The organism is Candidatus Dadabacteria bacterium (assembly GCA_009840385.1).
In the GTDB taxonomy this organism is placed as follows: domain Bacteria; phylum Desulfobacterota_D; class UBA1144; order Nemesobacterales; family Nemesobacteraceae; genus Nemesobacter; species Nemesobacter australis.
In genome coordinates, this window is sequence record VXNX01000003.1 from 38828 (window position 1) to 58102 (window position 19275).

Sequence of the window (19275 nt, forward strand, 5' to 3'; positions counted from 1 at the left end):
TTTAACCGGTTTGCGCGCCAGAGTGACGAATTTATGAAAAGGGAACTTGATTTTGAGAAGAAAAATTTTGCGGGGGCGCTTGAGATAGTAAAGACCCTCGGGGAAAAGGGACACGAAGCCTTTTTCGTGGGAGGCTGCGTGCGCGACGCCCTGCTCGGCGTTGCGTGCGAGGAGATCGATATAGCCACAAGCGCGACCCCACAGGAGGTGCAGCAGGCGTTTGCGAAAACCGTGGCCGTGGGGGAAAGCTTCGGCGTGGTGCTCGTAATAAGAGGAGACCTGAAATTCGAAGTCGCCACTTTCAGGCGGGAATCAAGGTACGGTGACGGAAGACATCCTGAATCCGTCGATTACACGAAAAGTCCCGAGGAGGATGTTCGGAGAAGGGATTTTACTATAAACGGAATGCTCTACGATCCGCTCTCAGGAGAGCTTTACGATTACGTGGAAGGTCTCGAAGACCTTGAGCGCAGGCTGGTCAGGACCATAGGAGATCCCGAGAAGAGATTCGGCGAAGACAGGCTGAGAATGATGAGGGCGGTGCGCTTCACCTCATGTCTCGGTTTCGAGCTTGACGGGGCGGCACTTTCGGCCATCCGTGACGGGGCTTCCGGAATATCCGTTGTGAGCGGGGAGAGAATACGCGAGGAACTTGTCAAGATACTCACCCGCCAGAACCCGGGGGACGGACTCAGACTTCTTAGCTCCTGCGGTCTTCTCGAGCATTTTCTCCCGGAAGTCGAATGCATGCATGGGGTGCAGCAACCCCCTCAGTTTCACCCCGAAGGCGACGTGTTTGACCACACCTGTCTGGTAATGGACAAGCTCTATGCCAACACGGACGGCAGCTACTCGGAGGAGCTTGCGGTTGCCGCGCTTCTCCATGACGTCGGCAAGCCGCCCACTTACAGCGAATCCGACAGGATAAGGTTCAACGGACACGACAGGGTGGGAGCCAAGATGTCGGAAGATATCTGCAGGAGGCTGAGATTTTCCAAAAAGCAGATAAGGAGAATTTCGGAACTTATCCTGGAGCACCTCAAGTTCAAGGATGTTTTCAACATGAGAGAAAGCACCCTCAAGAAATTTCTTTCCCTTCCGTATTTTGAGGAGCATATGGAGATGCATCTTGCCGACTGCATGGCAAGTCACGGGAAAACAGACGCCTACGATTTCATACGGGAAAAGATGAAAGAGTATGGGCGTGAGGAGATAAAGCCCACACCGCTTCTCGCCGGGCAGGATCTTATAGATCTCGGCTATTCTCCGGGACCCGTTTTTTCAGAAATACTTGGGCAGGTTGAAGAACTGCAGCTTGAGAACAGGCTGTCCTCCAAAGAAGAAGCCGTAGAGTTTGTCCTGAAGAATTACCCCGCCAGCCGCAGTTAGCGGTTTTTGTCCGGGTTTCACCTGCAATTAACCGGAGCTGTTCCGTGGGTACACGGACATTTCCGTGATACGTCGGGTGAATAGCTGGTAAAAAGGCGGGAATCCACCATTGAGGAATTTTTCCGTACAAGATCTTGTAGGAAAAAAGAGGTAGCAAAAAAAGACGGGGAATGGCTCTTATGCTGCATTCCCCGTCCTTGTTTTATTGTATACGAGTCAGATTTTTCCCTGAAGCAGAAACGCTATCAGCAGGGCGTAGATTACCAGAGACTCGATCAGGGCGAGACCGATAATCATTGGCGTCTGAATCTTCGCCGAAGCTCCGGGATTTCTGGCTATGCCGTCAACAGCTGAAGCCGTGGCGAGTCCCTGTCCTACTCCAGCAACGCCCGCGGCTATGCCTATTCCCACGCCGGCACCGATGCCAAGTCCCATTTTTGCCAGATCGCCTAGGCCCCCCTCGGTCGCAGCAAATGCGTCAGGAACGAAAGCGCCCAGCGAAACAAGCGCCGCCAGACCTATAAAAGAAAACAACCTTTTCATTTCTAACCTCCTAGATTTGTGTCAATGTTCATGCGCTTCGGCAAGCGCGATATATATGGTCGAAAGTATAGTGAATATAAAAGCCTGCAGAAAAGATACGAAAATACCGAGTCCCACGAAAGCCATTGGAATCAGTATATGCGTGAGGTTGGTAAACACCCCAAGCACCATGTGGTCGCCCGTTATGTTCATGAAAAGCCTGAGGGAGAGTGACAGGGGTCTTACGAGATGGCTTATCACCTCGATGATCAGCATGAGCGGTGCGAGGAAAATTACCGGGCCCAGAAAATGTTTGATGTAACCGAATCCGTGCTCTCTTATTCCGTAGTAGTTGTACATGACGAATATGAGAAGGGAGCACGCGACCGTGGTGTTAAGATTTCCGGTCGGCGGCAAAAAGCCCGGGACCATTCCCAGAAGGTTCGCGAACAGTATGAAGAAAAACGACCCGGCCAGAAGCGGGAAGTATTTCTTCGCTTTCTCTCGGGAACCAAACACGTTTTCAATCGTGTTGAAGAGAAACTCAAGTCCCACGAGTTCGAAGAAAATGTTCATCGACGGCTTCTCTTCGGGGATTACGGACTCTTCTTTCGAATAATGCTTAGTTGTCCTCAGGCCGACAAAAAGTATGAACAGAATTACGAGTACTCCGCCCAGAATATGGTCGTATTGTATGAGACCGGCTAGGGAAAACCAGCTGAAATGTTCCATGTTTAGCCCTTCAAACCTTTACCTATTATTACTATCACCACGGAAGTTAAGCCTATCATTAAACCATATATATTTAGTTTTGCAAATATGAGCAGAACCGCTATTATCGCAAGCAGCGCGAGCATTTTCATGACCAGTATGAACATGGAAAACGCAAGCGAATATCTCTTCTCCGCAAGCGCCTTTACGATAAATTTTATGGCCACGTAATCGAGCAGAAAAAGCACTCCCGCAACGGCTATGGCCACTGCGATCTCTTTTTCCCCGATGGCGATATTCACGGCGAAAAGAAGAGCCGTTACTGCCAGGGACACCTTCTCAACGCCGAGACTAAGATTTTTCATCGTTTCCGTTTTCCCTTTTCTGCCTGAGTTTAAGGGTCCGCAAAAGCAGGGTTAGTCCTGCTACCACTCCGCATACAAGACCTAGCAGGGTAAAGAAAGGGAAGGCGGTGTCAAGTTTTCCGTCAATATAGTCGCCGAGGAAGAGCCCTGCTATGACAGAAAAGCCGAATTCAATGCCGACTACAGTGAAAAAAAGCCAGTTAGGATTTCTAATCTCTACTCTCCCTGGGAAATCTCCAGAAGCGATGTGTGTATGGCCTGAAGCGTCTGATCTATCTGCTTTTTCGTATGCGCGGTTGAAACGAATACGCTTTCAAACTGGGACGGCGGAAACATGACCCCGTTTCGAAGGAGGTTTCTGAAGAATCTTGCGTACTTTTCGGTATCGCATCCAAGGGCCCTGGAGTAGTCCGTGACTCTCTCTCCGGTGAAAAAAACGGTGAACATGGAACCTACCGAGTTTACGGTGGCGGCAATACCGATTTCCGCTACTGTCTCCCTTATTCCCGATACAAGAGAGTCGGTCAGGCTCTCAAGGCGCCTGTAGGTTCTTGCGTTAAGCTCTTTTACGGTAGCAAGTCCAGCCGCCATGGCAAGCGGATTTCCCGAGAGGGTTCCCGCCTGGTACATGGGGCCTTCGGGGGAAACCATCCCCATTATTTTCCCGCTTGCCCCGTATGCTCCCACGGGAAGACCTCCTCCTATTATTTTCCCGAGACATGTTATGTCCGGGGTTACGCCGAACAGTGACTGCGCGCCTCCCCTGGCGAGGCGAAACCCCGTTATGACCTCGTCAAAGATGAGAAGGGCTCCGTGCCTTTTGCATGCCGAGCGCAGCCGCCTGAGGAAATTTTTCCCTGGGGTTACTACTCCCATGTTCCCCGCCACGGGTTCGATTATTACCCCGGCTATTTTCTTCGGGTACTTCGCGAAAAGCTTCGCGACGGAATCTATGTCGTTATACCGCGCGAGCAGGGTTCTGTTCACAAACGATTTGGGAACCCCGGCGCTGCTCGGATTTCCGAAAGTAGTGGCTCCCGAGCCGGATTTAACGAGCAGAAAATCCGAGTGCCCGTGGTAACATCCCTCGAACTTCACTATGTACTCCCTTCCGGTGGCTGCTCTTGCGAGCCTTATGGCACTCATCGTAGCCTCGGTTCCGGAGTTGGTCATGCGGATTTTTTCAATCGACGGGAAGCTTCTGGCTATCAGCGCGGCAAGGTCCGTTTCCAGTTCGCAGGGGGCGCCGTAACTTGTTCCAAGCGGAAGCCTTTTCTCCACGGCGCTTACGACCGAAGGGTGCGAGTGACCAAGTATCAGAGGACCCCAGGAGGCCACGTAGTCGATGAACCTGTTGCCGTCGGCGTCATACACGTAAGGACCTTCGGCCCTCGATACAAAAAGTGGCGAACCTCCGACGGCCGCGAAGGATCTCACTGGGCTGTTCACCCCGCCCACGAGAACGTTTCTCGCCCTGCGGAAAAGCTTTTCTGAATTGCGGGTGTTGGGAATTATAGTCATAACTAGACAGTTACCTCTACTGTTCTTGGTCGAACAAGACCACTGCCTTGCTTAGTTTCCATCCTTCCGACCATGCGGCTAAGATTCCCGCCCGCAATCGAGATACCTCGATGAAGGATATTTATCGCAGCGTTTAAGTCCCTGTCTATCTCAAGTCCGCATGAGCATTTATGCGTCCGCACAGACAGGTTCTTTTTCACCGTTGCTCCGCAGCTTGAGCATTTCTGCGAAGTATTCTTGGGATTCACACGTACCATCTTAACGCCAGCACTTTCGGCCTTCTCGTTAAGAAGCGTAATGAACCTGCCCCAAGCCTGCTCAGATATATTCTTTGCCAACTGCTTGTTGCGAAGCATGTTTTTTGTCTCTAACTTCTCCACTGCTATAAAGTCGTACATTTTCACCAACTCAGCAGTCAATCGGTGAAGGTAGTTTCTTTCCTTGTCCGTTACCCTTTGCCATTCTTTGGCGAGCAGGGATGCGGCTTTACGTCTGTTGTTCGATCCTTTCACCTTGCGGGACATGGAGCGTTGCAGACGTACCAGTTTCTTTCTGTCTATCTCCCGCTTGGCCACCTTCTCTCCATCGCTCAGAGCAAGACGTTTCGATATGCCTACGTCTATACCCACGGGGCGGGTTGTCCCTTTCACGGTTTCAACATCCGGCAGTTTATAAGACAACGCCACTTCAGTTCTCAAAGGCTTCCTTGTAATCCGTACTGCCTTGAGAAGACCGTTCGGAGGAAGTTCCCGGGACGGCTTCACCACGATACGGGGAAGTCCTTTTATCTTGAGGACTGTTTTGTCGCCCTCACTCTTTAGCATCCGCCAGCACTGGTCATTTATCTCTATAGTATGCCAACGGTACTTGCTCTGCCAGCGGGGAAATCCTGCCTTCTCCTTGGCTTTTACCCTGCGGAAAAACGACTGAAATGCCTTGTCTATCCTGCCCACAACACCTCGGAACACTTGAACGCTTATGCTCTCGTACTCAGGATCATCTGCCCTTACCTCGGTCAATGCCCTGCACTGGTCGTAATATGAGCGACCTTTGCCCGTCTTCTTGTAGCAGTCAATCCGCTCCTCAAGGCAGGCGTTGTAAAGGTCGGCACACATCTGAAATACTCGGGAAAGCGTTTCGTGCCCCGACCTAGATAGCTTGGCCCGGCATTTGTAAGTCCTTATCATGATTGTGTTATACCTAACTGTCTAGTTAATTCCCCGGGTATTCATAGGAAACGGTTCGACGCCGACCGGGATTAGAGTTCTTATTCTTCCGATGCCGACAGGCTTTTTATGTGTTTTTTCGCCATGGCGGCTTCTGGTGACTCAGGGAACGCTTCAATCAGCGATTCGAAAAAGAGACTCGCCTCGTTCGGTTTCCCTATTTCCATAAGCGCGAGCCCCTGATTGAGTTGGCAAAGAGGGATTTTGGGACTGGCGGGCCAGGTTTCGATTATGTTCTGGTATTCGAGTATGGCTTCCTCGTAAAGCTTTTCCTTGAAGTAGGAATCGGCGATCAGAAACATCGCGTCTGAAGCCTTATCGCCCCTTGGGTCGTCGGCCAGATAGTCTCTAAGCAGCGCTCTCGCGGTTCCGTAATTTCCGTTGTCAAACTCCTTCCGTCCCATATCGTAGTTCTTTCTTGAGACTTTCTCCGCGGTAGGGGTTTCGGCCGGAGCAGCTTCAGGTTCGGCTGTCGGGGTCTCAGAAGGTGTTTGGGGCGCAGCGGCGGGCGGCGTCTGTGGTACGGGGGCTGTCTGTTGAGGTGCGGGAATTGTTTTCATCGACAGTTTGCTTTCTATTTTCTTGAAGCGTTCTTCATTCTGCGCGTGCATTTCCGCTATCATCTGTTCCAGTTCCAGAAGCTTGTTTTCAAGTTCGAAAGCCTTTTCGTTGAGATCAAGGATGTTCTCTTCTTTCTTTACTTCAGCTTTCAGCCAGTCGATATCCTTCTGCGTCTTTTTCAGGGTTGTCTCGATTTCCCTTTGCCTCGAGTAAAGAAAGTCCGTGTCCCCTTCCGTCGCCACGCACCCGTACATAAATATGGAGCAGAACGATATCGCTACGGCAAGAATTTTTCTTCTCATTGGTTATCTGGAGAATTGCTTTCTGAAGGGCTGTCAGCTGAGAGGGCTATGAAGTGTCCCCGCCTGTTGCGGCCGTAGGCCTCTTCCGATGTCCCTTCCTGCCATATTTCCGTTTCTCCCTTGCTGATGGAATGTAGCATCTCGGGAGACATTCCTTTTCCGATCATATACTTCTTGATCTCATCCGCTCTTTTCTTTCCAAGGGAGAGGTTGTATTCTTCGGTTCCTCGGATGTCGCAGAAACCGAAGACTAGGATGAATTTGATCTTGTCTTTGTTCTTTTCAAAGATAGCGATGTTGCCGTCGATTACATCCATTGCCTCTTGTGGTATCTCCGAACTGTCGAATTCGAAGAAAACATCCGAAGTGGGAAGGTTGATAAGGTTTTCTCTGGAAAAAGAGTCGCGGAGCAGGGATTTTCGTATTTCCTGGGCGGCTTCGTCAAAGCCCTCCATGAAGGTGTCTTCCCTTGCGACTCCGACCGCCTGGGTGGCCTTAAGTTCCGCTTGGGAAAGAACCTTTTCGGCTTCCTCAAACTCTCCGTCACTGACTAGGCTCTTTGCCAGTTCGAAAAGCTTTTGCGCTTCTTCGTACTCCCAAGTGTCTTCAGCCCCCTCAGCACGGGCTTCTTCAAGTTTTTCCGAAACTGCCAGAACCCTGTACTCAACTTCTGCTGAAGGTTCTTCAGGTGGGGGAGGGAGAGTCTTCTTCGAACACCCCGAAATGTGCAAAACGCCCACAACCAAGAAGAGAAAGGCAACCGCCGGGACTATTTTTTTCATGTATAGAATTTCAGTATGTTTTAAAAGGCGCCACCGAGTTGTGGCGGGTAAACTTAAAGACGGGATTACTGTAGCACACGGGGGAAGGTTTTTCAATTCTCCTGGAGCGTTTTTCTCGCTTGGGACAAAAAAAGGAGTTTTTCAGTGAACGAAGCGTCTTCGGTTTCCGGGATTTTCTGGCATAACTCCCCGGTGGTGGTCATAACCAGCAGGCGGGAGGATGAAATAAACGGCCAGGTGGCGGTAACCCTTGTCACCTCCTCGATAGTCCATACCGTGCCTAGGCTCCTTATCGGTATATGGAAGGGAAACCACACCCATGGGTTCATAATGAAAAGCAGAAATCTGGTGGTTCACCTCCTGAAAAGGGATCAGATAGCCCTTGTGCGAAACTTCGGTTTTTACTCGGGCAGGGACAGGAAAAAGTTCCCCGGCATAGACCACTTCGAGGGCAGAAACGGCTGCCCTGTCCTAAGGGATGTCCATTCCTATGTCGAGTGCTCAGTGCTAAACGCCATGGACGGAGGAGACATGACGGCTTTTCTTGTAAGCGCCGACTACGGGGAGGTAGTTAGGGGAGGGGAGTGGATGACGCTTGGGGACTTCTACTCCCTTGCCCCCGAGCAGTGGGTGATGGAGTACGGACAGAAGCTCATGGAGTCTGTGAGCTTTTCCATGCCGATAATACATAAAATAAGCCACGAGCCGTTTGAGCCCTAAGCGGCCGCCGTTTTTTCCTTCAGCGGATTATTATGGTCGCGGAGGCTGAGTTTCTCTCCGCGTATTTTCTCAGCTTGCCTCGGAGTTTCTTTTTGAACCAGTCTCTTGTAAAGGGGATGAGAAGGGAGAAGCCGAGAAGGTCCGTGAGCAGTCCCGGGGTGAGAAGCACCACCCCTCCCACGAGTATTAGAAGGCCGTTTATGAGGCTTTCCGTTGGCGCCCGGCCCTGGGCGAGCTCCGCCCTTATCGCGCCGACGGTACGCGTCCCCTGGCTTCTTGCAAGCGCCGCTCCAAGCACTCCCGTTGCTATTACTATGAATATGGTCGGCCAGAGCCCTATCAGGTTTCCGAGCTTTATGAGCAGCGCCAGCTCAATGAGCGGAACCACCGTGAACAGAATTAACAGTCTTACAAACATTTGAATTCCCCCCGGGCAATCCCGGTTATCTGTTACGGTATAATAATATATCCGGGGGGAAATGCCGAATTGCCGATGGGAAAGCTGCCTTCGCGAAGAAAAATTCTCATATCCTTTCTGCTCATTCTGTGCCTGGGGGCGGGGGGATGCCGGCTCTTCAGGTTTCTCGAGGTAAAGGGCCAGCTCGGGAATTTCACCGAGAATTTCAGCGTGAGCGACCACGACGGCCTCAGGCTTATATTTAAAAAGCCCGTGCTGCTCGCAGGAGACATGGCGTGGCTTATGGTCTACTCGCCGCCCGTAAAAACCCGCGTTTCGCAGGACACCGAGCTTTGGACCTATCATCTGGTAAAGAAATACCCGGGCAGAAAAAGCGAAGGCGGAAATTTCGACCTGGCAATGGGAATGAAGCTTTGTGGCAGGAAGCTTTGCGAGATCGTCTTTCCCGAGCGTTTCACTAAGTATATAAGCAAGGAGGTTCTCGGGAAGGTGATGGGCTCGGTAGGCGGTGCCGAAGTGAAAAAGCTTGCAAAGACAAGCACCGCGGCGGTTACGTCTCTTGAATCCAAGGAAATTCCGAACCTCTCGGAGGTGATAGAGATTCTCGGCCGTCCGTACGCAAAGCTAAACGAGGAGGGCGGCAGCGTTTTCGTCTATAAGTACAGGTTGCGGGAAAAAACCCCCGAGGGAAAATACGTGGTGTTCAGTCTTCTTTTGAGCTTTAACGAGAAAACGGCCAAGCTCAAGAGGCTCGTGCTTCCGCTTAGAAGCGTGAAGCTCGCGATGAATTTCGAGTCGGACGGGGCGGGAAGATGAGTTTTGTAAAGCTCCTCTCCCCGGCTAAGGTGAACCTGTTTCTGAGGATTCTCGGAAAGCGCCCAGATGGATATCACGATCTCCAGTCCCTAGTGCAGCCCGTAAGCCTCTTTGACGAGATAAGCCTTTCGGTCGAATCGGGAGAAGGGGTCAGCCTTTTTTCTTCTGGGAGGGAGATGTCTTCCGGAAGTGACAATCTTGCCGTGGCCGCCTGTCGGCTTTATCTTGATTCCGCCTCGACGCGAAAAAAGGTTTCGGTAGGAGTGAAAAAGAATATTCCTCTCGGCGCGGGCCTTGGCGGCGGAAGTTCGAACGCCGCGGCGGTTCTCGTGGGCCTTAACAGAGTTCTCAGGAACTTTGCTGACCGGGACCTGCTGCGGATGGCTGCGTCTCTGGGTGCGGATGTCCCATTTTTTATAAGATGCACCTCTTCGTTTGTCGAGGGAGCGGGAGAAGAGGTAACGGTACTTTCGGATTTCCCGCTTCTTCACTACGTTATCCTTTTCCCGGGCAAAGGCCTCTCCACCGGGGAAGTTTACGACAAGCTGGAACTTCCCGAGCAGCCGCCCGAGGGAGTCGACCCTGCTTTCTTGGTAGAGCGGTTCCGCGACGGCTTCCCCCTTGAAAACGGTCTTGAGGATGCGGCTTGCGGGATTTTGCCCGACATTCTTTCCTTCAAGGAGATTTTCCGGTCGCTCGGGGCTAGCTTCGTGCTGGTCTCCGGGAGCGGATCTTCCGTTTTTTCAGTTTTCCGCGAGCGCGGGGAAGCGGAGGAAATCTACGAATACCTGAGGACTTCTTCACAATTTGACGTTTTTCTGGCCCAGGGGATAAGCGGCTGGCATTTCCTTGCGGACTGAATCCTTTAGATGAGCCGCTCGTTGACGATCTTCCCCCTTTGTTACGGCTAACCGCTTTATATTTTCCTGGAACAATCTAAATATCTGTTCTGCTTGCAAAAATGGGGTAGTGAAAGTAAAATGGCTAAGAGCGAGAAAAAGCTGATCAGAACCGGAAAGCTGCCCTGATTTAAACCAGTCTTTAGAATGAAAACAGCACTCTTGGGAAAACTTGGAAATCGCCTCGGAAACAGGGGTAATCACTTGATACGCATTGGAAGCAAGGCCGCTAGGGCCCTGGATGTGTCACGCGTTTTCGTTGTGGCCGCGGGATTTCTGTTTGGGCTTTGGCTGATGGGTGCACCCGCAGAGGTAAACACTCAGGAAACTGTTTCTGATGGCGACCTCCGGTTGGTGGATATAACTACCGGCGAGGTAGTGAGCCTCATTGTAACTCCGGCACCTTCGGGCAGGCTTGAAATATTCGATGATCCAGACGGCGACGGTGCCGGCGAATGGAAGGGCATATGCGATGATGGGTTGGAGACTCTGGGAAGAGAAGAGGACAACAATATCCGGGTAGTCGGCAGGCAGGAGGCCGAGGTCGCTTGTCGCCAGCTTGGTTTCTCTGGGGGAACTCCGCTTACCAAGCTTGCGGTGCCGGATGACGCTGCGGGAGATGGCGAGGCTCCGTTAGAGTATTACTTGCTTGACGATCTTGAATGTTCGGGATCTGAAGCAAGGATATTTGGCGAGGACAAGTGCAAGCATTTGCAGCGCGGAGAGAACAACTGCGGTGCCGATGAGGCTTTCGGTGTTGCCTGCGAAGCCGCGACTTCGAACAACGACGCCGTCGGGCAGATTGCGGTCAGGGGTACCGAAACGAAAACCGGGGTTACGGTGGCTGCGGATCACTCCGGTATAACTGACGAGGACGGCAAGCCGGCGGAGGAGGGTTCCTTTGCCTATCAGTGGATTAGGGTTGATGTTGCTTACAACGAGACTGAAATTCCAAGTGCGACGAGTTCCACCTATGTTTTCCAGTCCATAGATGAAGAGAACTGGGTCAAAGTGAGAATCAGATTCACCGATGACGAGGACAATTCGGAGGAAGTTACAAGCTTTGAGGTAGGGCCGATTTACCCTGATCTGCCCGACGGTAGCCTGCGATTGATCTCCACCACCGATACGAGTACAGGTGAAACTTCGGGTTCCAGCTCGGGGATGCTTGAAATATTTGATAATGAGACAAAGCAGTGGAAGGGGATATGTGATGACGGGTGGGGCACAGAAGAGGCAGAAGTCGCGTGTAGGCAGTTAGGCTTGTCCGGAGGCACCGCGGAGACGAATATAATCCGGATAGGATTGCCTCCGCTTCTTTTCCTGCTTGATGATGTAGACTGTGGCGGTACCGAAACCATGCTGTTTGAGTGCGGGCATGCGGGATTTGGAGTCAGCGACTGCACTTCATGGGAATACGCGGGCGTCACTTGCGAGGCTGTTTCTGACTCTCAGTAAATTCTCTTTCCGAATGGGGCGTCGTCTAACGGCAGGACACCGGGTTTTGGTCCCGGTAGTGGGGGTTCGAGTCCTCCCGCCCCAGCCAAAAAGACGGTTCAAGTACCGTGCCAAGAAATTCTCTTAAAGGACTTAATTCTTCCCAGATCGAGGCCGTAACCCACGGAGAAGGTCCGCTGCTTGTGCTTGCGGGCCCAGGTTCTGGGAAAACCAGGGTAATAGCCCACCGCATTGCCTACCTGATAAATGACCTATCTGTTTCTCTCGGAGAGATTCTGGCCGTGACTTTTACCAACAAGGCGGCTGCGGAAATGAAAAAAAGAGCAGAAGAACTGGCAGGTGAGTGGACAAGCGGCATTTGGATCGGCACCTTCCACTCGATTTGTCTTCGGATTCTCAAGATGGAAGTGGATTTTCTTGAGGACTACACAAAGGATTTTGTTGTCTACGATCAGGACGATCAGCTGGGCCTGCTAAAAAGCTGCATGAAAGAGCTTGACTACGGAGAGAGCCTTTTTTCGCCCAAGGGTGTACTTTCCGAGTTTGACGCCGTTGAGAACAGAGGGGACGTATCTTTCAGGGACGATTTTTACGGCCGCGCACTCAGGGAGCTTTATGATTTTTACAAAGATGAGTTAGTGAAGCGAAACGCCATGACGTTTAACGACCTGCTTCTTCAGGCAAACAGGCTTCTTTCTGAAAACGAGGGGGTTCGCGTTCGTTATCAGGACAGATTCTCTCATGTGCTTGTAGACGAATACCAGGATACAAATGTTTCCCAGTACCGCTTCGCCAAGATTCTCTCGCAGCGCCACAGGAATCTTTTCGTGGTGGGTGATGACAGCCAGTCGATTTACGGATGGAGAGGAGCCGACATAAACAATATTCTCAATTTTGAAAGAGACTTTCCCGGGGCGAGAGTCGTTAAGCTTGAGCGCAATTACCGCTCGACCTCCACAATACTCGGCATCGCGAACTCGGTGATAAAGAAAAATCTGGGGAGAAAGGGAAAAAACCTCTGGACCGAAAATCCTGCGGGAGAAAAAGTGGTGGTTTTCAAGGCCGGCGACAATTCAGACGAAGCACGCTTTGTTGCGGAGCGGGTTTCGCATCTGGTCGAGTCCGGGAATTTCACCTGGGGTGATGTGGCGGTTTTTTACAGGGCCAACTTTCAGTCAAGGGTTATTGAGGAGGGTCTCAGCGCACAGAGAATTGCCTACAGGATCGTGTCTGGGGTCGGCTTTTATCAAAGGGCTGAGATAAAAGATATAATCGCTTACCTGCGGCTGATTCAAAACCCGAGGGATAATGTCAGCTTTGAGCGAATAGTCAACGTTCCGCCGAGAAAAATAGGGGAAGTTACGCTTCGGAAATTGCGCGAGATCTCAGGAATCGGCGGATTCGCTCTTATGGACGCGATTGAATACTGCCAGAAGCAGGAACTTCTGTCTGGACAGGCTCTGCGTGCACTCTCCCGATTTCTCGACATGATAAGGGAGTTTGGTTCGGTGGCGCAAGACCAGCCTGCGGCAAAAGTGATCAGTACTCTTCTGGAGCGTACCGGTTATCTGGATTACTTGGGAAAAGAGCATCACAGGATGGAGAACGTAAAGGAGCTCTTGAACGCGGCCGAGGGCTTGGGGGAAATGACCCTTTCTGATTTTCTCGACCTAGTGTTGCTCGCTACGGATGAGGACAGGGGTGATTCTGGAGGGGAGAAGGTTTCTCTCATGACAATCCATGCGGCCAAAGGGCTTGAGTTTCCCGTGGTGTTCGTGGTCGGGGTAAACGAGGGCCTGCTTCCTCACCAGAGATCCATGGACAGCTTGGAAGGGCTTGAGGAGGAGAGAAGACTTTTTTATGTTGCGGTTACCCGCGCCAAGCGGTTGCTCCATGTCAGCTATGCTTCTTCGAGAGCCACTTCGGGCGGCGTGTACGGAGCCCGAAGATCACTCTTTCTGGATGATCTCCCGCCGGAGTATGTAGTCTACGAATCCCGCAGAAAAGATTTTTCCGGCAGCGAAAGCGATAGTTATTCCGATTTGCCTCCAGAAAAACCGTCGCGTGAGCCCGAAGATGCCGATTGTAGCTTAAGGCCCGGCCAGAAGGTTACCCACACGATTTTCGGCCCCGGGGTCGTTAAACGGATCGATGGAAAGGGAAATGAGGCCGTGGTCACGGTTGTTTTTTCCGTATCCGGCGTGAAAAAAATCCTCGCGAGCTATCTTACCGCCTAGGAGAGGCAACTTACTACGAGGTCCTTTGCCCACTCTGGGGAGGGGGCCGCATAGCTTTCGTGCTCCGGCTGATCCGAGAAGGGGTTCTCAAAGATCTTCCTTACTTTTTCTATCTCCGAGTAGTTTTCTTGCTCCAGAGCCTCCTTTATGGCGGTTTCCATTAGATAGTTTCTCAAGACGTACTTGGGATTAACTGAATCCATGAGCTCTTTTCTCTCGTGGTCGGGAAGCGAATTTTCCCGAAGCTCTCCGGCGTACTCAGAGAACCACTGCCGCCACTTCTCGGATGTTTCGGAGAGTTCTTTTAGCCATGGATTTTCCCCGAAAGAGCCGTCACACCCTACGTCCGAGATATTTCTAAGAAAGATATGGTAGTCCGTATCGGATTCAGCGAGCATGCCTAGAGTTTTTTCGATGAATCGCAGAGATTCCTTTTTTTCTTCTTCAAAACCGAACTTGCGCAGCATGAGATCCCTGTAGGTTGCAGAAAACGTCTTGTTGTAGGCCTCAATCGCGTTCTGGGCCTGCTTTTCATCCACCAGAGCGTCAAGACATTTTACGAATTTCTCGAGGTTCCACCGCGCGATCGCGGGCTGGTTTGCGTAGCTGTACCTGCCGAAATGGTCCGAGTGGTTCGGTACATAGTCCCTGTCAAACATCTCCAAAAATCCATACGGTCCGTAATCGAGAGTGAGGCCCGTTATAGACATGTTGTCGGTGTTCATTACTCCGTGTGTGAAGCCGAAAGCCTGCCACTTTGCGATCGTGGACGCTGTTCTCTCGGCAACGGCACGAAGAAAAAGCCCGTAGCCTTCTTTTGTCCGGCGAGGGATTTCGGGGTAGTGGCGGGCGATTACGTAATCCGCGAGTATCCGGATGTTTTCCTCCTGTCCCAAGTGATAAAAGCCTTCGAACGAACCGAAGCGCACGTGAGTCTCCGCCACCCGGAGCATCATCGCTGCGGGCTCTTTGGTTTCCCTCTCGATTTTCTCCGTGCTCCCCACTATGCAAAGCGCCCTTGTGGAGGGAATTCCCAGATGATGGAGAGCCTCGCTTCCCAGGTATTCCCTTATGGAGGACTTGAGCGTGGCTCTTCCGTCAAAGCCTCTTGAGAATCTGGTCGCGCCGCATCCCTTGAGGTGAAGATCCCATCTGCGGCCGCGCTCGTCGATTATCTGCCCGAGCAGAAGAGCTCTTCCGTCTCCAAGGTGCGGGTTGTAGACGCCGAACTGCCATCCAGCATAATACATTGCCAGAGGGTCTGCGCCCGCAAGAGACCTTTTCCCGCAGAGGTACTCGGCCGCAAGGGGGTTTTGCCCTTCGCTGGGATCTACGCCCAACTCCGTTGCTAGGTTCCCGTTAAACGCCACCATGTGGGGTTTTTGGAAGGGAAGCGGGTCTTTTTTTTGGTAGAACTCGGGTGGTAGTTCCGCGTAGGCGTTTTCAAAGCGAAGATCTGTTATTTTCCTCATCTTGGGGCATCCCCTGCCGCTTGGTTACTGGATTATATTAGCAGAATACAGGGAGCCGGGAAAAGTTCCGGTCGTTGTGGATGGGATATCCACTAGTCCTATAAGGAAGTATAATATTCTCTGGAGAGAGCATGAAGTACAGAAAAAACAAGATAAAAACCGAACATTCGATAATAAAAGGACTACGGCGTTTTCTCGAGGACAACATCTCGGACCTTGACTACGTGACGGGAATCATTCCCGGGGAGATAAAGGTCGGCCGTGCCACCGGGGAGAGACTCGCGGTGAGCTACAAGTACAGCACCCGAAGCGGTGCCAAGCTCATAGCGAGAAGCGGCACCTCGGTGCAGGAGGTGTTCATCATCACGAACAACCCCGAGGAGCTGAAAACGGTTATAGAGCTTTCAGGCAAATGAGCTTTCCCTGAGAGTCACTGCGCCTTCCCCGAGTAGCCCCTCCACGTTTTCTATAAGCTCATCCCCGAAGTCAACCTTGCAGTTTCCGACTCTCAAGACGGCCTCTGAGTGGTCGGTTTTCATATCTATTATCACGGTTGAGCCTCCCGGGAATTTCTCGAGTATCTCTCTCAGGCTGAGAATGCTCTGTTCGCTAGCGGATTCAGAAGAGATGCTTATGCAGACCGCGGAGTTAGTTCTGGCTTCCTTGAGCGAGGAAATATCGCTTGCCAGAAGGCGTATCTTCTCATCCGAGACTTCAACCCTTCCCTTGACTATTATCGGCTCGACCTTCTGCTCCAGGAGCACCCGCGACTTCTGAAGGGTGTCGTTAAAAACGATTGCTTCGGTTAGGCCGTTTAGATCTTCAAGGGTCAGGTAACCGATAAGGCTGGTTCCCTTTTTGGTGTTTTTGATCTCGATTGATCTCACCACACCGGCTATTCTCACTTCCGAGCCGTCTTTTGCCTGCTTTATGGATTCTGCATCGTGAAGGAGACTGTATTTTTCAAGCTCGGAAGAATACTTTTGGAGAGGGTGGGAGGATATGAAAAACCCGAGCACATCAAGTTCGTTCTCGATCCTGATGCGGTTGTCCCATGGTTCTCTTTCCGCAAGCGTCGGGGCTGCCACGGAATTTGGAAGGTCAAACAGCATTCCCTGTCCGTTTGCCGAGGTGTGTTGCTTTATGGAGTTGTAGCCCAGCAGGGACTCGCAGGAAGCAAACAGCCGTGCCCTGTTGGATTCGAGGGAATCGAACGCTCCTCCTCTTATCAGGCTTTCAAATGCCTTTCTGTTAAGTTTTCTCGAATCCACTCTGGCGCAGAAGTCAAAGACGGATTCGAATTCCCCGTCTTTTTCCCTGCTGCTGACTATTTCCTCTGTCAGGCTGTCGCCGACGTATTTGATCGCTGTGAACCCGAACCGTATTTTTCCTTCCGAAACCGTAAATCCCGAGGAGCTTCGGTTTATGTCGGGCTGCAGCACGTCGATTCCGAGTTTTCTGCATTCTGTTATGCCGGAGATCACCTTGTCCATGTTATTAGCCTCTACGGACATGAAAGCGGCCATGAATTCGGCCGGGTAGTGTGCCTTTAGATAGGCTGTCTGGTAGGTGATCATGGCGTAGGCGGCGCTGTGGCTCTTATTGAAGGAGTACTCGGCGAATTTTTCCAAGGTGTCGAAAAGCTCGGCGGCTTTTTTAGGCTCGATGCCTTTTTTCTCTGCTCCCGTGAGAAACCTTTTGCGCTGGGCTCTCATTTCGCTTGATTTCTTTTTGCCCATGGCCCTTCGAAGAAGATCCGCTTCTCCCATGGTAAAGCCCGCGAGCTCGCTTGCCGTCTGCATTATCTGTTCCTGGTAAACGAAAAGGCCATAGGTCTCTCCCAGTATTTCCTGGAGCGCCGGGTGAGGGAAATCCACCTTTTCCCCGCCTTTTCTCCGGGTGAATTCTTCCGCCATGCCGCTGTCAAGAGGACCGGGACGGTAAAGCGCCAGAGCGGCCGTTATGTCCTCGAACTCCGTGGGCCGAAGTCTGGCGAGAAGGTCTTTCATTCCCGATGATTCAACCTGAAATATTCCCATGGTCGCGCCTTCGCGCAGCAGAGCGTAGACCTTCGGGTCGTCAAGGGGAACCTTGTCCAGATCAAATTCTTTTTCATTCTCCCGGACGTACTTTACCGCCTTGTCGATTATGGTAAGGGTCTTTAGTCCGAGGAAATCGAATTTCACGTACCCCAGCTTCTCTATAGAACTCATGTCGAACTGGGTCACGATCTCGTTTTTGCTCCCCTTGTAAAGGGGGATGTAATCGGCAAGCGGTTCGTTCGATATCACGACTCCCGCGGCGTGGGTAGAGGAATGGCGCACCATGTTCTCAAGCGATCTCGCCAGCTCCACCACTTCGGCAAGCTGCTTGTTCTCGGAGAGGCGCTCTTTTATTTCCTTTACCCTGTTTACGGCCTCCTCTATGCTGAACACCTTTCCCCGGAAAGAGGGAACCAGTTTCGAGAGCCGGTCGACTTCGGAGTACGCAAGTCCCATGACTCTCCCCACGTCTTTTATCACGGCTTTTGAGGACATGGTTCCGAAGGTGCCAATCTGGGCCACCTTGTCCGCCCCGTATTTCTCCGTCACGTATCTTATGAGTTCATCCCGATGCTCCCCGCAGAAATCAACGTCTATATCCGGCATGCTTACCCTCTCGGGATTAAGAAACCTCTCAAAAATAAGGTTATGCCTTATGGGATCCATAGCCGTTATGCCTAGGGCGTAGGCGACTAGGCTCCCTGCTGCGCTTCCCCGACCGGGGCCGACCGGGATATCGTTTTTCTTCGCGTGGAATATGAAGTCTGAAACCACGAGGAAATACGCTGAGAATCCCATCTTGCAGATGGTGTCAAGCTCCGAGCGGAGACGCTCCCGGTAGGCCTCGTGGTCCTCTTCCGGTATTTCGTTTTCCCGGAGTATTCTCTCGAGATTTTTGCCTGAGATCTCCCGTATGAATTCGTCAAGAGACTTTCCCTCCGGAGGGACGTATTCGGGGAATCTGTACCCGTCGCTTTTGAATTCGAAGTCGCAGCGCTCAGAAATTCTCACCGCCTCTTCAAGCGCGTCCTCAAAGCCCTCCATGTCACGGGCCATTTCCTCCCTTGTCTTAACGTAGAAGTCATCGCTTTGGAACCTCATTCTTTTCTGGTCCGCCACCATGCTCCCTGTCTGGATGCACAGAAGTGCGTCGTGCGACTTGTAGTCCTCCCTGGTGAGAAAATGGCAGTCGTTGGTAGCGGCGAGCTTTATGCCGAGGCGCTCGCCGATTCTTCGAAGACCCCGGTTGATCCTGCGCTGCTCCTCAAGAGCGATTGCCTGGACTTCAAGATAGTAGCGGTCTCCGAATATCTCCTTGTAGATCGAAGCGATTTTTGTCTGTTCCTTTAAGTCCTTTTTGAAAATTGCCTGGGAAAGTTCACTGCTCATGCACCCGGAGAGGACTATGAGTCCCTCGTTGTGCTCAGCCAGCATCTCGTGGTCAACGCGCGGGCGGCGGTAAAAACCTTCGAAGTATCCCTTAGTTACGAGCCTTGAGAGGTTCCTGTATCCCTGCTCGTTCATGCAGAGCACGGTCAGGTGGTAGTTTTTTCCGTCAGAAGGCTTCTCAAGCTTGAGAGTGGGGGTTACGTAGAGCTCGCATCCTATTATGGGCTTTACGCCCCCGGCTTTTGCTTTTTCGAAAAACTCGTAGGCGCCGAAGAGATTTCCGTGATCGGTGACTGCGACGGCGGGCATGGAGTGGCTCTCGGCTCTTTCGATCAGCTCGTCGAACTTTATCGAACCGTCAAGAAGCGAGTACTGCGAATGTAAATGTAGGTGAACGAAGGAGTCTGCCATCGCGGGTTACTGAATTATACATTTTTCCTCGGTT

The 19275-nt window shown here is 51.8% G+C and carries 18 protein-coding genes and 1 tRNA gene; 8 read left to right on the forward strand and 11 right to left on the reverse strand.

Features of this window, described 5'->3' with window-relative positions; translation table 11 throughout:
- The first annotated feature begins 33 nt into the window (after window positions 1-33).
- Window positions 34-1389 carry a CCA tRNA nucleotidyltransferase gene (locus F4X55_01015; protein MYC39591.1) on the forward strand — a complete coding sequence of 452 codons (1356 nt, stop codon included), beginning with the start codon at window positions 34-36 and terminating at the stop codon, window positions 1387-1389.
- Window positions 1390-1605: 216 nt separating this feature from the next.
- Here F4X55_01015 and F4X55_01020 read toward each other — a convergent pair whose 3' ends face one another.
- The 8 genes from F4X55_01020 to F4X55_01055 all read right to left on the reverse strand — a co-directional run bounded on the left by F4X55_01020 (window position 1606) and on the right by F4X55_01055 (window position 7379).
- Window positions 1606-1932 (reverse strand): ATP synthase F0 subunit C, encoded by a 327-nt coding sequence (locus tag F4X55_01020; GenBank protein ID MYC39592.1) that lies wholly within the window; start codon window positions 1930-1932, stop codon window positions 1606-1608.
- A gap of 21 nt (window positions 1933-1953) precedes the next feature.
- The gene (atpB, locus tag F4X55_01025; GenBank protein MYC39593.1) at window positions 1954-2643 is read right to left on the reverse strand and encodes a F0F1 ATP synthase subunit A; all 690 of its coding nucleotides are present in this window, start codon (window positions 2641-2643) and stop codon (window positions 1954-1956) included.
- A gap of 2 nt (window positions 2644-2645) precedes the next feature.
- Window positions 2646-2987 carry a hypothetical protein gene (locus tag F4X55_01030; protein ID MYC39594.1) on the reverse strand — a complete coding sequence of 114 codons (342 nt, stop codon included), beginning with the start codon at window positions 2985-2987 and terminating at the stop codon, window positions 2646-2648.
- The gene (locus F4X55_01035; protein MYC39595.1) at window positions 2974-3294 is read right to left on the reverse strand and encodes an AtpZ/AtpI family protein; all 321 of its coding nucleotides are present in this window, start codon (window positions 3292-3294) and stop codon (window positions 2974-2976) included. Before F4X55_01035 ends, F4X55_01030 begins: the two co-directional genes overlap by 14 nt.
- Window positions 3204-4508, reverse strand: coding sequence for a glutamate-1-semialdehyde-2,1-aminomutase (hemL, locus tag F4X55_01040; GenBank protein MYC39596.1), 1305 nt, complete (start codon window positions 4506-4508; stop codon window positions 3204-3206). The genes F4X55_01035 and hemL overlap by 91 nt, the downstream gene beginning before the upstream one ends.
- A 2-nt stretch (window positions 4509-4510) precedes the next feature.
- Entirely contained in the window at window positions 4511-5695 is a 1185-nt protein-coding gene (locus tag F4X55_01045; protein ID MYC39597.1) for an IS200/IS605 family element transposase accessory protein TnpB, read from the reverse strand.
- 80 nt (window positions 5696-5775) lie between these two features.
- Entirely contained in the window at window positions 5776-6597 is an 822-nt protein-coding gene (locus tag F4X55_01050; protein MYC39598.1) for a tetratricopeptide repeat protein, read from the reverse strand.
- On the reverse strand, window positions 6594-7379 hold the full coding sequence (locus tag F4X55_01055) for an OmpA family protein (GenBank protein MYC39599.1): 786 nt from the start codon (window positions 7377-7379) through the stop codon (window positions 6594-6596). The genes F4X55_01050 and F4X55_01055 overlap by 4 nt, the downstream gene beginning before the upstream one ends.
- A gap of 144 nt (window positions 7380-7523) precedes the next feature.
- On the opposite strand from F4X55_01055, the gene F4X55_01060 reads away from it, so the two are divergent.
- On the forward strand, window positions 7524-8099 hold the full coding sequence (locus tag F4X55_01060) for a flavin reductase (protein MYC39600.1): 576 nt from the start codon (window positions 7524-7526) through the stop codon (window positions 8097-8099).
- Window positions 8100-8118: 19 nt separating this feature from the next.
- Here F4X55_01060 and fxsA read toward each other — a convergent pair whose 3' ends face one another.
- Window positions 8119-8517: a membrane protein FxsA gene (fxsA, locus tag F4X55_01065; protein ID MYC39601.1), complete on the reverse strand. Its 399-nt coding sequence runs from the start codon at window positions 8515-8517 to the stop codon at window positions 8119-8121.
- 75 nt (window positions 8518-8592) lie between these two features.
- On the opposite strand from fxsA, the gene F4X55_01070 reads away from it, so the two are divergent.
- The 5 genes from F4X55_01070 to F4X55_01090 all read left to right on the forward strand — a co-directional run bounded on the left by F4X55_01070 (window position 8593) and on the right by F4X55_01090 (window position 13927).
- A complete protein-coding gene (locus tag F4X55_01070; GenBank protein ID MYC39602.1) occupies window positions 8593-9333 on the forward strand; it encodes a hypothetical protein in 741 nt (246 codons plus the stop codon).
- Window positions 9330-10193, forward strand: coding sequence for a 4-(cytidine 5'-diphospho)-2-C-methyl-D-erythritol kinase (gene ispE, locus F4X55_01075; protein MYC39603.1), 864 nt, complete (start codon window positions 9330-9332; stop codon window positions 10191-10193). The genes F4X55_01070 and ispE overlap by 4 nt, the downstream gene beginning before the upstream one ends.
- A 186-nt stretch (window positions 10194-10379) precedes the next feature.
- Entirely contained in the window at window positions 10380-11690 is a 1311-nt protein-coding gene (locus tag F4X55_01080) for a scavenger receptor cysteine-rich domain-containing protein (GenBank protein MYC39604.1), read from the forward strand.
- A 14-nt stretch (window positions 11691-11704) separates the two neighbouring features.
- A tRNA-Gln gene (locus F4X55_01085) sits at window positions 11705-11778 on the forward strand.
- A 19-nt stretch (window positions 11779-11797) separates the two neighbouring features.
- Entirely contained in the window at window positions 11798-13927 is a 2130-nt protein-coding gene (locus F4X55_01090; protein MYC39605.1) for an AAA family ATPase, read from the forward strand.
- Here the strand turns inward: F4X55_01090 and F4X55_01095 are convergent.
- Complete coding sequence (locus F4X55_01095; protein MYC39606.1) at window positions 13924-15399, reverse strand: YdiU family protein; 1476 nt, start codon at window positions 15397-15399, stop codon at window positions 13924-13926. The two genes, F4X55_01090 and F4X55_01095, sit on opposite strands and share 4 nt — an antisense overlap.
- A 131-nt stretch (window positions 15400-15530) precedes the next feature.
- Here F4X55_01095 and F4X55_01100 point away from each other — a divergent pair, with 131 nt between their 5' ends.
- Complete coding sequence (locus F4X55_01100) at window positions 15531-15815, forward strand: metal-binding protein (protein ID MYC39607.1); 285 nt, start codon at window positions 15531-15533, stop codon at window positions 15813-15815.
- Here the strand turns inward: F4X55_01100 and dnaE are convergent.
- Window positions 15804-19241: a DNA polymerase III subunit alpha gene (gene dnaE / locus F4X55_01105; GenBank protein ID MYC39608.1), complete on the reverse strand. Its 3438-nt coding sequence runs from the start codon at window positions 19239-19241 to the stop codon at window positions 15804-15806. The genes F4X55_01100 and dnaE overlap by 12 nt on opposite strands.
- Window positions 19242-19275: the final 34 nt, after the last annotated feature.